Genomic DNA, 14,056 nt, shown 5'->3' with positions numbered 1-14,056 from the left:
GGCCCGGAGGGTCCACCCGACCCTCTCAGCACCGCTGACGAAGCGAGGTGGGAGGCGTCCATTCCATTTCTTTTGGTTACTTTTCTCTTGGCCACACAAGAGAAAAGTGACTCGCCCTCCGCAGGAGGACGAAACGCTCTGAAGCTCTGAAGCTCCGAAAGCCAAACAACAAAGCCAGAGCATCGCGACTGAAGTCGCTCCCACAAGAGCAGCAATGTCAGGCAAACAATTGCCCGAGCGCATCAACGTGATGCTCGACAGTGAGAGGCGAGGGTGTGATGGCGATTGCTTTCATCCGGAAAACCCACGGACTATTCGCGTAACGCGCCATGTGTTCGCTCGCTCAGTGACACTCGCGAGTAGACCAAAGGCAAGACCCGGTAACAGGTATCCAGGTAAGCGCTGATTCGCCTGAAGAGATAAGCAAAGCGAGACCCTCACGGGGGAATGCACGACCAGGTCGTGCCGTGAGAGTGCCCGCTTGCCTAAAACGTATCGCACTTGATATTTGAAGCCGTTCCCATGGCTTCGGTGTCTGATTCAACACCTATCTCGTAGGAGGTCACACGCCGAGCGAGATTTACCAGGTGCTGACTTGGCCGACGCTCACCGCGTAGGTCTGCATCTCGGGCTGGTAATGGACCAGTCGGCCCAGATCGAAATCGATCTCCTGGCCCGGAGCGATATTCGTGGTGCCAGCGGGCCAGCCTTGCTTGGAGACCAGTACTTTGCCACTGCCGTCCTTCGCATCAACGCGAACCTGTGCAGCGGCGGCGGCGGCGCAATGGTTTACCAGCTTGCCCTTGAGGCTCAGATGCAAGGCGGCACCGGAGCCGACGGTGGTCTGCTGGAAATCTTCAATGGCGAAATTGCTGGCCGTGCAGCCTGCGTGGGCGGCGATCGGCGCGATCAGCAGCAGCGCGGTGGCGAGTAGGGTTTTCATGGGTTATCTCCTTGGGCGGGGAACGATGCGAGAGAGGGCTATGGAAACGTTATCGACGATCCAGGCCCAAACTTTAGTCGCGGCTCCATTGCCCCTTGAACGCCATGAAGAACCCGGCCTGATCAGCGTATGCCGCTCTCTTCGGGATGCAAAGCCTGGCGAATGGCTCGTCAGGGACAGAACTGCTTCCGTCGCAGGAGGAGTTCAGTGCATCGAGCGCCCAAATCGCACTGCACTGAGCCAGGGCACCTGCCGCCACTCGCCATGGTGCAGTGCGACGGTTATGTCATGGACACGTGAGCGGTCAGGCCTGTTTGCATGGGGCCCGGAAGATAGCGCCAGCGATCCAGTGTCATCGGTAGACGCGCCCGCGGCCATGTATCGCGCAGGAAGGTCAGCGCAGCGCTGGCTGCGGTGTGGCGCCCCAATTCACGCTCATCCAGCAGGCTGCGCCAACGATGGCCGTGCCGGATGATGCGGAACAGGCCGACTTTCGAGGGAATGACGTATTGTGCCAACACGGTGTCGACTTCAGGGGGAGCGATGATGCTTGGCAGTTTGCCCAGCGCTCGTGACAGGGCGGTTATGTCCATGCTTCAGTGTGGTGGCGATGGTCAATCGAGGGTGCTCAAGAATGGCTAGCGCTTGGCCAGTCTCATTTCGATCCGCAGGCGTTTTCGCAAGGTGGGCAGGATCGAGGGGTCGGAAAAAGTTTTGAACGCCGAACGCAGGACCTGGATGTCCTGGCGCCGGCCCAGCTGCTCGGCGAGGTGGGTCAAGGTTTTCACGGACTCACCTCGATGCGCGCGTACATGACATACCTTTGTACCCAGCGAGCGATTGAGTGCGGCAATGGCAACCAGTTGCAGTCGAAGCCGCCGCACGCATCGCCGCCATCTATGCAGGCTGGCGTTGGATACCATCTGCTTCGTGGCGTGCTCAGCCCGAAGGACACGGCGTCGGCTTTTCTTGATGGCCCGCTGTAGCGCGTCGGGGGTAATACGCCTCCAATGCAGCTGGCCCAGCACAGCGGCAACGTCATGAATGGTCGCGATGCGCCGAGCAAACCCCGGATCCTGCGCCAGCTCGTTGGCAAGCAGGGCATCGCGCCGTTCGGCCAACTCGCGTGCGGCCGCCGTCCATTCGCCGGTCTCGTCATTGGCGCCTAACTTGTCGGCGAGCACGGCAACTACTTGCGCGTCACGCAACGCCGAGAGGCGCCTGGATTGCGACTTCAGCGCCAGCTCGATCTCTGACGTGTCATCACCAACCGAATTTCTGATCAGGGCGAGCAGGCACCTCAGGCGACGGATGGCCTTGCGCGCTTCATGTACTGCGCGATGGCGATTCCTCTTGTTGGCCAGGGCCTTGCCGATTGCCCGGCATTCCTTTTGGGCAAGGGCGGCAAGAAAGCTGCCTATCGCTGTTTGTGTCTGCTCGCTCATCAATCCAGCAATCGTGGCTAACGAAGAACCTGCTGTCGATGGCGGCGCCGATATCGATGAGAGGCCCGGCCATCCCCCTGAAACGCGTGAAATAGAATTGTCACGGTAGCGTAGCAAAAAATGCAACATGTTGAAATATATATGAAATATACCTAAATCGCCTCAAGTTCGGGAGTGCACGGCCGAAAGCCTTGCGAGCCTGGTCCCCCCCGAAGGTAAGTCATGTTTCATCGAATACCGGCACTGCCCACATTGAGTTTGAGTACCCGCCTGATACTGCGCCTTATCGGTTCAGCGGCCATGTTGATCATCGTTTGCGGCGCAGGCGCGCTGCAGCTTACGCAGGCTGATCAACGTATCCAGCTGGTCGTTGGAGATACGCTCGCGCCGGTTGCCGACCTTGGCCGCATTCAAAGCGACTACAACGACATGATGCAGGCTCTGGTGCACGCGGCTTTGACCCGGCTGCCGTCCTCTGTGGACGATGCGGTCACGTCAATCAAGAGCAACCGCCTCGACGTCGAACGACATTGGGTGCCCTTGGGTCGAAGTGGATTGGCGCAGCAACAACAACAGCTGCTCAATCTGACCGCAAGGCATCGTGCCGATGCCGATCAGACGATCGACGAGACGCTGACGATCCTTGAAGCGGGCCAGTTCGATATGGCCCAACTCAAGTTGTCCAATGACGTCGAGTCGGCATTCGTGCCACTGAAAAGCGATTTCTCCAACCTTTTCGGGCTGGCCCTATCCCAGGGTCAGGATCAAGCCTCCGCCCAGCATGTGGGTAACCATCAAGGCCTGCTGCGGCTTTTCGCGCTGCTTGGCTTTGCTCTTGGCCTTGCTGCATGGATCGATATCAGCATCATCCGGTCACTAGGACGGCGATTGAAGCGCGCCTCGGCCGTCGCGACGAGAATCGCGCGCGGCATGCTAGGTGAGCCCGTCGACGCCGGGCGCGTGGATGAGGTCGGCACCTTGCTACGCACGCTCGGCCAAATGGATGTGCAGCTGGAACGTGTCGTTGGTCAGGTGCGCAATCGGGCATCCATCGTTGAGCACAGCGCGCTTGGAATTGCCGAGGGCAACGGCGCGTTGAGTGAACGCACACAGGCCCAGGCCGCCCATCTTGAGGAAACGGCAGCCTCAATGGCGCGCATGACGGCTGCGGTAGCTCAAGGCGCGCAACACGCCGATCAGGCCGATCGGGCAGCCTCCGAAGCACAGGCTCATGCCGAGCAGGGGCGGGCGGCAGTTATCGAGGCCATCAGCTCGATGAAGGAGATCGAGCGCACCGGGCGGCGAATGACCGAGATACTCGATCTGGTCGATCAGGTAGCGTTTCAGACCCATCTCTTGGCACTGAACGCGGCTATCGAGGCTGCCCGAGCCGGTGTGCACGGGCGCGGATTTGGGGTGGTCGCCGTCGAGGTACGTCAGCTTGCCCAGCGATCCGGCCAGGCAGCTCAAGAGATCCGGCAGCTGATCAGCGCAAGTGACGATGCGGTGCATGCCGGCACCATCCTGGTCGGTCGTACGGGAACTGTGCTCGAAGGCGTGACCGCCAGCGTAGCGAAACTTTCGCAGTGGGTTGCTGCGATGGCTGCTGCTGGCCGAGGCAATGCCAAAGACATCGCCTTGGTCAACCACGCCGTGACTGACATGGATGCGATGACGCGGGCAAACGCGGCCCTGGTGGAAGAAGCCACCGCTGCTGGTCGTGCGATGCAAGGAAGTGCTGCGGCACTGCTACGCGAGGTTGACTTCTTCACCCTGCACAATGGCGCAAATGAAGTGGATGCTGCCGTGCCTAAGCCTCCTGTGATGAGTGCCGCAGGTCGTCAGCAAGGTCCACACCTGCGCGTGCTTGAATTCTCCTCCTGATGTCCGCAACCCTCGGATGACCCCCGCCTTGCACGCTGATGCCCGCGGCTTCTCACTTCTCGACCAGGCCATCGGGCACGGTGGACTCACTGCTGTGTTTCAGCCGCTGGTGCGGCTGGACACGCTGGAAGTAGTCGCCCATGAGGGACTCAGCCGACCGGCATCCGGCCCGGAGGGCCTCACGATTCTCGACCTGCTGGATCTTGCACGTGCAAAGGGTCGGCTGGGCGAGTTCGAGCTACATGCGGCGCGCGTCGTGTGCGATGCCTTTTCCGCACAGAACGGAAGCGGGCGGCTGCTCATCAATCTGAGCGCCCAGGCCATCCTGCATGGTGGCTTGCTGCCCAACGAGGTCGTCACCGCACTCTCCGCGTCCGGACTGGACCTTTGCCGTATCACGATTGAGTTGACCGAGCGGGACATCGTCGAAAATCCGGCCGAGCTCGCCGATGCGATCGGGTATCTGCGAGCGCGCGGGGTGAGGGTCGCTCTGGATGACTTCGGTAACGGCCATTCCAACTTTCAAATGTGGAATGAAGTTCATCCGGAGGTCGTCAAGATAGACCGCTATCTGATCGATGGTCTGGCGCACAGTGCAGAGCGCCTGGCCATCGTCCAGGCCATATGCCGCGTAGCGGAAACTCTGGGCTCCGACCTGGTTGGCGAAGGAGTCGAGAATCCTGCCGACCTTCGCATGATGCGCGAGCTGGGCATCTGCTATGCACAGGGTTTTTTACTCGGGCGCCCGTCACCCACGCTCACGGCAAGCGTGACGGCAGAGGCACTCGAGGCCATTCGTGAGCACGCGTTATCGGTGCCACCACGACCGCGCGGGCCGGTTGCGCATCGACCGATGCACGCCGGTCATCTCATCATTCATGCGCCAACAGTCACGCAGGCGCAGAGCAACGATGATGTCGCGGCCATTTTCGCGCGCGAGCCGAGTCTGCATGCCATCGCCGTCGTCGACGTGGGTCGGCCGATCGGCTTGATCAACCGACGGGTGTTCACGGAGGGACTCGCCCAGCCTTTCGCGCGCGAGCTGTTTGGTCGAAAGTCTTGCGCCACGTTCATGCATGAAACGCCCCTGCTGTGCGACGAGCGTCAGCCCGTGGAGGGCATGGCCGACATTTTGCGCGGTGAGGACCAGCGTTATCTGACTGATGGCTTCGTCATCACCCAGGCTGGTCGTTACCTCGGCCTGGGAACAGGAGAGTCGCTGGTTCGCAGAGTGACGGAACACCGGATCGAAGCGGCGCGCTATGCCAATCCGCTGACCTTTCTTCCGGGCAACATCCCGGTGACCGAGCACATCACGCGGCTCCTGCGCGGCAAGCGCCCTTTTGTTGCCGCCTACGCGGATCTCAATGACTTCAAGCCGTTCAATGATCAGTACGGTTATTTTCGTGGTGACAAGATGATCCGGCTACTCGCGGATATCCTGACCGCCCAGGTAGACCCAGCACAGGACTTTGTAGGTCATATAGGCGGGGACGATTTTCTGGTGCTGTTTCAAAGTGAGGACTGGGAACAGCGCTGCGAGCGCGTCATCGCCCAATTCAATGAGCGTGCATGTGCGCTTTTTGATCCACAGGATCTGGTGCGCGGCGGCATCGACGGCGAAGATCGGCGTGGCCTTGCGCAGTTTTTCCCGCTCACCACGATCGCGATCGGCGCTGTCCGGTTGAAACTACCGTTCCCGCGCAGGGCAGAGACCATCGCGACGCTGGCTGCACGCGCCAAGCGACGTGCCAAGCGCGAGCGCCTTGGGTTGCATGTGATCGCCAGCGCGGAAGCCGAGCCCATGCGGCGAGCGTTTGTCTGATCTCTACAGCCCGGTTCCAGTCGACGGACTGCAACTCACTCGGGCGATTTGCGAAACGCGATAGAGAAGCGGTTCCAGCCGTTGATCGCAACAATGAGCAGTGTGAGATCGGTGATTTCTTCAGGGGAGAAATGGGGCTGTACCGCTGCCCACACCGCGTCCGGTACATGGTCGATATGGATCAGCGTCAATGCTTCGGTCCACGCCAGCGCGGCGCGTTCGCGCTCAGAAAAAAATGGGGTATCGCGCCATGCACTGAGTGTCGCCAGTCGACGCGCGTCCTCACCGGCCTTGCGTGCGTCGCCGGAATGCAGGTCCATGCAATAGGCGCAGCCGTTGATCTGCGAGGCACGCAAGCGCACCAGTTCTACCAGCGGTTGTTCCAGTTGACTCTTGTTGATGCGCTGCTCAAGACCGACCATGGCCTTGATGGCAGCGGGGCTTGATGCGTAGAAATCCAGACGTTGGTTCATCACTTGCTCCTGAGCATGGTTTGACTAGAGTGTGGGCAACGCGGGCTGACTAAAGCTGACTCATGCCGCCATCGACAATGATTTCAGTGCCGACGATGAACGCCGACTCCGACGCAGCCAGGTGCAGCACGGTCGAAGCGATCTCCTGCGGCGTACCGAAGCGGCCGAGCGGAACCTGCGCCTGAATTTGCGCGGCGGTCGCCTCCAGTGTCGCGCTATCCATGCCGAGTTTGCCGTAAAGCGGCGTCGTAACCGGGCCGGGGCTGACTACGTTGACGCGAATGCCGCTGGGCAACAACTCCGCCGACAGCGTTTTCGCCAGTGAAATCACCGCAGCCTTGCTGGCCGCATACACCGAGGAGCTGGGCATGCCGAGATGTGCATTTATCGAACCGTTGATGACCACGGAGGCCCCGCGGTTGAGCAGCGGAACCAGCGCCTGGATCTGGAAGAAGGCACCCTTGGCATTGGTATCGAACGTGGCGTCCCAGAGGGCCTCGTCCACGGCTGTGAACGGGGCGAAGCGGGCGATACCCGCGTTGATGAACACGGCATCGAGACGGATGTTCTTGCTCGTCAGGACGCTGGCGAGTTCCTTCGCCGCCACGATTGAACCCGCATCGCTGCGCAAAACGAGCGCATCGGCACCGAGTATTGCCTTGGCGCGCTCAATTGCCTCGGCATCGCGACCGGTTGCCACGACTGTGGCACCTTCGGCCGCGAATGCCTGGGCGGTAGCCAGGCCGATGCCGCTGGTTCCGCCGGTAACGAGTACCGTCTTGCCTTCGAAACGCTTCATGATGTTCTCCATTGCCTGAGTTGTAAGAGGAAGTGGGGCCATCCTGATCCGCTCTGTGCGGATTGCCGTACCATCGCGTCGACGAACTCGTTCGAAGGGGTTGCACATGTTGTCAGACGATGAATTGGCCCTGCTGGAAGCCATTCGCGACAGCGGCAGCCTCTCGCGGGCGGCCGCACGACTGGGCAAGGCGCCATCAACCGTTTCGCATGCCGCGCGGCAGCTGGAGGCGCGCTTCGACGCGCTGCTGTTCGATCGACGTCGATACCGACTGCAACTAACCCCTGCCGGGCAACTATTGACCCATGAGGCAGCGCGCCTCGCGCTGGACGTGAGCCGGCTGACCCAGCGCGTAAAGCAGATCGCCAATGGCTGGGAAGATCGCCTGCACATCGTCACCGACGAAATACTCGAATTCGCCTCGCTCGTGCCGGTAATCCACCGCTTCGATGCGTTGAAGTCGGGCGTCGGCCTGCGCGTCACCCACGAAGTGTTGGGCGGCACCTGGGAAGCGCTGCGCAAGGGTCATGCGGACCTTATTGTCGGCGCGACCAATGAGCCGCCCGTGATCCCACAACTACGATGGTTCGAACTTGGGGTGATGGAGTGGGTTTTTGCCATTTCGCCGCGCCATCCCCTCGCGGCCATCAAGGCCCCGCTGTCACGCGACGCGATCGCCAGCCATCGCGCGGTGGTCGTCGCCGATACATCCGATCGCGCAGACGGCCGCAGTTATGGCCTGCTCGGTGGGCAATCGACGCTGGCCGTACCGACGATGCACGCGAAAATTCTCGCGCAACGTGAAGGTCTGGGCGTTGGCTGGTTACCCCGCCAACGCATCGCCGGATTACTCAAGCGCGGCGCCTTGGTCGAACGTGCCACCGCCGACCCGCGCGAACCCAACATCCTCTACGCCGCCTGGCGTGGTGACCAGGAAGGCCGCGCGTTGAGTTGGTGGCTAGAGCAGCTGCGCCAGCCCCGATTCGCAAAGCGCCTGGTCCACGGTATCGAGGTGATGGACTAGCTTAACGGAGGATATTTCGGGGCAATTTCGAAGCACGAATCATGCCTTGACTCCAACAAAATGCACGTGCAGTCTGTTTTCTGGAACTACATCACACTACAAGTTCGCGTAAGCATTCATTGTATCGCCACAACATAATTCACCAGCATTCGAATACAGGGGGGCCTGATGATCGAGCTGGAAATACAGACGCTCTCGGAACGCCGAGAGGGCCTGCTGATCGAGCTCGGTCGGGCCGTCGTCACGAGCGGATTTACCTTGCAGCGGCAACGCTTCACGCATGACGCCAACGGCGTGCTGCTGACGATGATTGTGCGCGGACCCGCACGCAAGCAGCGCGAGCTCGAAGCGGCGCTGGACGCGAATGAGCGCATCATCAGTTTCAATGCGTCGACGTTTGAGGAGGGCGCGCCGAAACCGCATTTTGCGGCGTCGCGCATGATGGCTGCGCAGGCTGTCGTGCCGGCGCCAGCACCGACAATCGACGTAGTGCCAGTGGTCGCGACGGTGGCGGCGAAAGCGAAAGCGGCGGCGCCCGTGGCAGTGGTTATTGGGGCTGAAGCGCCCGAGTCCTTCGATGCACCGGTAGTTTCAGCTGAGCCGGACGCTCAGCCTGAACCAGAGCCTGAGCCGGAATTCATTTTCGTGCTTCCGCGCACGCCGTCGCCTGCACCGGCAGCGGTGGCAATTACGCCTTTTGTCGAGCTGATTCCAGAGGGCCCGGACGAAGAGGCAGTCGTAAAGGTGCTGCCGAAGCTCGAGAACGAATACCCGCTAATTTTCCAGCGGCTGCAAACGCTGGAACGTTCGGTACCCGAAGCCGCACGAGAGTCGTCTCTCTGGTTGGCAGGGCAGCGCACAGGCGTCTGGGTATTCGAGCGCGACTATGCGCCGGGCGCAAAGCTCGGCTTGCGCGAAGCGATCGAGCACATCGGCATGCCTGCGCTGCGTGCGCTGGTTGAGGTCGAGCACAAAGGCGAACAACTGCATATTCGCAACAGCCCGCTATGCATCGAGGGCGGTCAATCCAGCTGCAAGTTTTTCAGTGGTTACCTGGAGGGGCTGCTCGGTGCGGCGGTCGGGTCGGACAGCCTATCGGTGTTCGCCGTCTGTTGCCGTAGCTGCGGGGCGGATGAATGCGTGCTGGCGATTTCGGACTGAACCGCCAGCCGGCAAAAAGGAACGCCACAAGCCTGACGACTGCGCGTACAGCCTGACGTCTGCCGCGCGGCGCAACCCTGTGGTTGCGCCAGGTTCGTTCACCGCATGACTGCTGGCGGCGGTCACCGCTCATGTAGTTATTGTCCCTTTGCGTCACCAACGGACATTAGCTGTCGGACAAGACGTGCGCGTGATGTCAAAGCGTGCTTGGGTTGCCCGGACACGCAACCCCTCGGTGCAGGTCCAGACATCGCTATCGCAAGTCGCCCGATCCATGCGGGTGGATCAGTGCGTCGGGCCGTCCATGGCTTGACCGGCGAGCGTCAGCTCGATATCGGCGTGCCTGCGAGTCTCGACGGAAGCGCTCGCCGTGCGATCGACATTCTCGAAGCAGAAGAAGGCGACGAGTCCGCCTTCAAGACGCTGATACGCCAAGCGGTCGCCCGCAACAGTTCAGGCAATTCAAGACCTTCGAAGAAACTGAAGTCCTGAGAGACTCGCCTTCCTTTATCGCCTTTGTTGTGAGGGACGCGTGTGAGGGTTGAAAGCTGGTGAGAGGGCTTCTCGTGTTGACGTTTCCTTCAACCTACCAAGGTTTAGAGTCGTGCCACGATGAAGAACGCGGAGAGCGCGAACGTGGACGAGGAAGATCGTTGCTTTCACTATCGCGGATACCTGTTGATGTGTGAGCCGGCCCGGTTGATGTCCGGTGGTTTCCGTGCGCACGCGGTCGTCGTCAAGCACGACTTCATCGGCAGCACCATGGCCTCGTCGGCGCCGAGCAACGTGTTCTTCCTATCCAGGCGGGCAGCCGTTGAGCACGCGAAGGACTGGGCTTCCCAGTGGGTCGACGCCCACTGGGCGACTTGAGTCGATCCGATACGCACCGGGACACCGGCGCTGCTCGAGGAAGGACAACACCGGCGTCCTTCACGTAGTGCCCGCGTACTGCGGATGCTGACGAAGCCTTTGTCTGCGGTAACTCCGCTGATTCGAGAGACATGCTTCGTGGCACGGTTATCGACCGTGTGATGCATACGACCTGCGCGGACCTGACTGCGTCGATGGCCGTTGGAATCGAACTCAAGCAATGCCCGCATATAAAACGATAATCGCCCCGGAAGCTGGCAGGCAGCGCTACCTGGCTTCCAATGCCGCCATGTGCAACAACACGCCAGCGAGGCTCTTCAAATCCTGCGCGTTGTGATGGGCAACACGACGTAGATTGGCGGCAGACCCGCCGCGCAGATACGTCAGCCATGCGGCAGGTGCTTCTGATCCAGGCAAGTCATCTTCTCGAACCACACCCAACAGCTGGCGTTCTACTGTGGCCAGGCGGCAGTTCTCCCAGCTTCCTTTCCAGCGGCGACGCACAGGATGCAACAAGTCCAGGTGCCCGAGGCCGAGCAACGGATTGGCCAAGCGCGCCAGCCGATAGCGTGTCGCCAGCAGCGGGGCGTCGTAGCACTTGCCGTTGTAGCTCACGAGCACGGTGTCCTCGCTGAGCCAGTCAGCGAACACGCGGAGCATCGCCGTCTCTGCTGCCATGCTGGTGATGGTGAGCTGCCGGATGCGGAAGCGACCGTCGACCCAATCGGCAGCACCGATCATGAAAGCGCGCGTGCCCGTGCCGCCGGCCAGTCCGGTGGTCTCGGCATCGAAGTGCAGCAGACGGCTGTGATGCACGGGCTCCATCCGCGCAAAGCTCGCGTCCACCACGGCCGGTGGAGGCAGCCAGTCGAAAAGGCACTCGGTATAGCGCAGACCCGGTGCGATTTCGGTGCCGGCAACTTCGCGGTCACGCGAGGCAATCGATGACGCGCCCTGCTTGAGTTGTGCATGCCGTTGCAACAGACGGCGCACATCCGTGGATATTGCCGGTGCCGGCTTCGCGACGGTGAGAGAACCTTGACCAGTCTGTGCGCGCAGCTGGCGCAGCCTGGCAACCAGCGCGGTCAAAGCGCCACCAGCAAAGCCAGCACACGCAGCGCCAGTGCCTTGGGCGTGATGGCGGCGTCTTCGTCGGCAGCAAGCACGGGTCCGACACACGCCGGGCAACCGCCTCGACAATCGCAGCGCTCGATCAGCGTGACAGACTGTGCAACCAGATCTTCGCGTCGATTGAAAAGCGGTTCACTCAGGCCGATGCCGCCGGGAAACGCATCGTAGAGATACACCGTCGGCGTAAACGGTGTATCCGCTGACAGGGCGGTCGGCTGACCGTCTGCACCGCGCAGCTGACCACGGCCGAGCGTATCGGCACTCACAAACCAGGCGCCATCGCCACTGCCCACGGATTTCTGCAGATCACGCGCTTCGGCCATTACCGCCACCGTGGCAACGATGTGCAGTGCATACGCCGCGCCGAGAAAGCCATCGAGCGCCTGTTGTCGTTCCTCGAACGCCGCCTCCAGTACGACTTGCGCCAGCTGCCACCACACGGCGGTCGTGTGGAGTTCCTGATCGGGCAGGTTGACTGGGCCGTAGCCAATGTTTTCATGTGAATAGAAGCGGATTTTCTTGTAACCGGGGACGCGACGAACCACATGCACCTCGCCGTGATGCGCATGACCACAACCGGCATGAGACGTATCAAAGCAATCGAGCACCTTGAGCTTCGTGTAGTCGATCGCGTCGGTGTAGTAATCGGCCTGCGTGCGCGTGACGTAGGCTTTGCGACCCTCCCAATCAAGCTTCTCAACCTGGTAGGGCACCGACTGAACCATGTGGATGGCCCCCTCGTAGAGTGTGACGGCCGCCGCGCTGTAGTCGACTTCCGCAATGATGGTCTGGCGGCCACTTGTGCGATCGACCACCAGAAAGTTGCCGTCGGCAACCGAGCGCAACGACACGGCGATCGCCGGGTAGCTATCGGCGATCCATTCCCAACGGTTGCCTTCCCGATGCAGCACGCCTTCTTCGCCAAGCACTTCGAGCCATGGGGTCGCCGCTTCGTTGCCGAAGATCTCGTCGCCCGTAAAAGGCAGCTCGAATGCGGCACAACGAATGTGGTCAAGCAGGATCAGCGGCTGATCCGGCTGGATGCGCGCGTGTTCGGGTGTGGCCTCCTGGAAGAATTCAGGATGCCGCACGAGGTACTGATCGAGTGGATCGCTGCTTGCCACCAGCACACCAAGCGCTGACTGCTGCCTGCGGCCCGCCCGACCGAAACGTTGCCAGGTGCCAGCGATCGACCCGGGATAACCGTTGAGCACCACGACGTCCAGGCTGCCGATGTCCACCCCCAGCTCCAGTGCCGAGGTACTGACGATGCCGTCGATGTTGCCCGCGCGCATGTCGCGCTCAGCGGCGCGGCGCTCCTTCGGCAAGTAACCACCACGGTAGGCACGAATACGTGGCGGCTTGCGCGGGTCGTGGTCGAACACGTCCTTGAGATATTTCGTCAGCACCTCGACCATCGTGCGCGACTGCGCGAAGATCAGCGTCTTCATTCCCGACTTGATCGCCAGCCTGGCGATGCGATTCGTCTGCGACCGTGCCGATGCGCGCAATCCGAGCTCCGGGTTGATCACCGGTGGGTTCCACAGCAGCACGTGCTTGTCGCCCGAGGGCGCGCCGCTCTCGGTGATGGCGGTGACCACATCCTCGATCAGCGCTTCGGCGTGCTCCTGCGGATTGCCGATGGTGGCCGAGCAGAGGATGAATTGCGGCGTGACGCCATAGAACGCGCAGACCCGCTTCAGGCGCCGGATCACATTGGCGACGTGGGAGCCGAACACCCCGCGGTAGGTGTGCACCTCGTCAATCACGACATAGCGCAGGTTCTCGAAGAACTGCGCCCACTTGGTGTGATGCGGCAAAATTGCCTGATGCAACATGTCCGGATTGGTCACGACCACATCGCCATGCAAGCGGATGGCCTGGCGCGCATCGCCGGGCGTATCGCCATCGAAGGTGAAGGCTTTGACACCGAGCGCCCCGGCCTGATTGAGTTCAAGCAACTCGGCCACCTGATCCTGCGCCAGCGCTTTGGTCGGGAAGAGATACAGCGCCTTGGCGTGTTGGCTCATCGCCGCGGTAATCACCGGTAGCGTGTAACAGAGTGATTTGCCGGACGCGGTCGGCGTGACCACCGCCACATGTGATCCGGCTTGTGTTGCGGCCCACGCCTGCGCCTGGTGACTGTAGAGCTGCTCGATCCCGCGCGAGCGCAACGCCTGGGCCAGTGCCGGCGGAAGATCATCGGGCAGTGGCGCGAACGATCCCTCGCGCCCCGGCACCATGAACGCTCCGGTGATCCGCGCGGCATAGCGCCTGGAGAGCCGTTGAGCGAGGGTGCGACCGTCGCGTTGGTCGCGAAGAACCAGTTCGTCAGCAGCGGCATAGCGATCGGGCAGGGCGTTCATGGGCAGGTCTCGGCTGGGTTGGCCGAATTAGAGAGGGTAGGCATCTCATGCCGTGAGATGGCGTCGAGTGCTGCTCACGCCGGCGACGGCTCCGTCATAACAGTTACCTTGCGCGCCTTCGAGGCCTCTGATCGT

13 protein-coding genes are annotated in these 14,056 nt (G+C 61.4%); 6 read left to right on the top strand and 7 right to left on the bottom strand.

All coding sequences use genetic code 11. The annotated features are described in order from the left end of the window. Window positions 1-580: 580 nt before the first annotated feature. From HDE77_RS18080 to HDE77_RS18070, 3 genes are all read right to left on the bottom strand, one after another. Window positions 581-943, bottom strand: a complete 363-nt coding sequence (locus HDE77_RS18080; RefSeq protein ID WP_184419307.1) for a hypothetical protein — start codon at window positions 941-943, stop codon at window positions 581-583. A 281-nt stretch (window positions 944-1,224) separates the two neighbouring features. Further along, complete coding sequence (locus tag HDE77_RS18075) at window positions 1,225-1,536, bottom strand: hypothetical protein (protein WP_255482795.1); 312 nt, start codon at window positions 1,534-1,536, stop codon at window positions 1,225-1,227. Between the two features lie 45 nt (window positions 1,537-1,581). Next, window positions 1,582-2,388 carry a CHAD domain-containing protein gene (locus HDE77_RS18070; protein WP_184419306.1) on the bottom strand — a complete coding sequence of 269 codons (807 nt, stop codon included), beginning with the start codon at window positions 2,386-2,388 and terminating at the stop codon, window positions 1,582-1,584. A 222-nt stretch (window positions 2,389-2,610) separates the two neighbouring features. On the opposite strand from HDE77_RS18070, the gene HDE77_RS18065 reads away from it, so the two are divergent. Both HDE77_RS18065 and HDE77_RS18060 read left to right on the top strand, forming a co-directional pair. Beyond that, window positions 2,611-4,272, top strand: coding sequence for a methyl-accepting chemotaxis protein (locus HDE77_RS18065; RefSeq protein ID WP_184419305.1), 1,662 nt, complete (start codon window positions 2,611-2,613; stop codon window positions 4,270-4,272). Window positions 4,273-4,288: 16 nt separating this feature from the next. Continuing rightward, window positions 4,289-6,097, top strand: coding sequence for a GGDEF domain-containing protein (locus tag HDE77_RS18060; protein WP_184419304.1), 1,809 nt, complete (start codon window positions 4,289-4,291; stop codon window positions 6,095-6,097). A gap of 35 nt (window positions 6,098-6,132) precedes the next feature. On the opposite strand, the gene HDE77_RS18055 is transcribed toward HDE77_RS18060, so the two are convergent. Beyond that, on the bottom strand, window positions 6,133-6,570 hold the full coding sequence (locus HDE77_RS18055) for a carboxymuconolactone decarboxylase family protein (RefSeq protein ID WP_184419303.1): 438 nt from the start codon (window positions 6,568-6,570) through the stop codon (window positions 6,133-6,135). Between the two features lie 49 nt (window positions 6,571-6,619). Then, a complete protein-coding gene (locus HDE77_RS18050; protein WP_184419302.1) occupies window positions 6,620-7,369 on the bottom strand; it encodes an SDR family oxidoreductase in 750 nt (249 codons plus the stop codon). Between the two features lie 106 nt (window positions 7,370-7,475). Between HDE77_RS18050 and HDE77_RS18045 the strand changes: the two genes are divergently transcribed. From HDE77_RS18045 to HDE77_RS18030, 4 genes are all read left to right on the top strand, one after another. Further along, window positions 7,476-8,393 (top strand): LysR family transcriptional regulator, encoded by a 918-nt coding sequence (locus HDE77_RS18045; RefSeq protein ID WP_184419301.1) that lies wholly within the window; start codon window positions 7,476-7,478, stop codon window positions 8,391-8,393. Between the two features lie 168 nt (window positions 8,394-8,561). Beyond that, on the top strand, window positions 8,562-9,554 hold the full coding sequence (locus HDE77_RS18040) for a hypothetical protein (protein WP_184419300.1): 993 nt from the start codon (window positions 8,562-8,564) through the stop codon (window positions 9,552-9,554). A gap of 309 nt (window positions 9,555-9,863) precedes the next feature. Then, on the top strand, window positions 9,864-10,046 hold the full coding sequence (locus tag HDE77_RS18035; protein WP_184419313.1) for a hypothetical protein: 183 nt from the start codon (window positions 9,864-9,866) through the stop codon (window positions 10,044-10,046). Window positions 10,047-10,166: 120 nt separating this feature from the next. Then, window positions 10,167-10,424, top strand: a complete 258-nt coding sequence (locus tag HDE77_RS18030; RefSeq protein ID WP_184419299.1) for a hypothetical protein — start codon at window positions 10,167-10,169, stop codon at window positions 10,422-10,424. A gap of 267 nt (window positions 10,425-10,691) precedes the next feature. On the opposite strand, the gene HDE77_RS18025 is transcribed toward HDE77_RS18030, so the two are convergent. Beyond that, window positions 10,692-11,513 (bottom strand): ribonuclease H-like domain-containing protein, encoded by an 822-nt coding sequence (locus tag HDE77_RS18025; RefSeq protein ID WP_184419298.1) that lies wholly within the window; start codon window positions 11,511-11,513, stop codon window positions 10,692-10,694. Further along, window positions 11,510-13,921, bottom strand: a complete 2,412-nt coding sequence (locus HDE77_RS18020; protein ID WP_184419297.1) for a DEAD/DEAH box helicase — start codon at window positions 13,919-13,921, stop codon at window positions 11,510-11,512. Before HDE77_RS18020 ends, HDE77_RS18025 begins: the two co-directional genes overlap by 4 nt. Window positions 13,922-14,056: the final 135 nt, after the last annotated feature.

The organism is Rhodanobacter sp. MP7CTX1 (genome assembly GCF_014205795.1).
Classification (GTDB): domain Bacteria; phylum Pseudomonadota; class Gammaproteobacteria; order Xanthomonadales; family Rhodanobacteraceae; genus Rhodanobacter.
The sequence above is the reverse complement of the archived record's forward strand: the minus strand, read 5'-3'. Positions and strand labels throughout refer to the sequence as shown.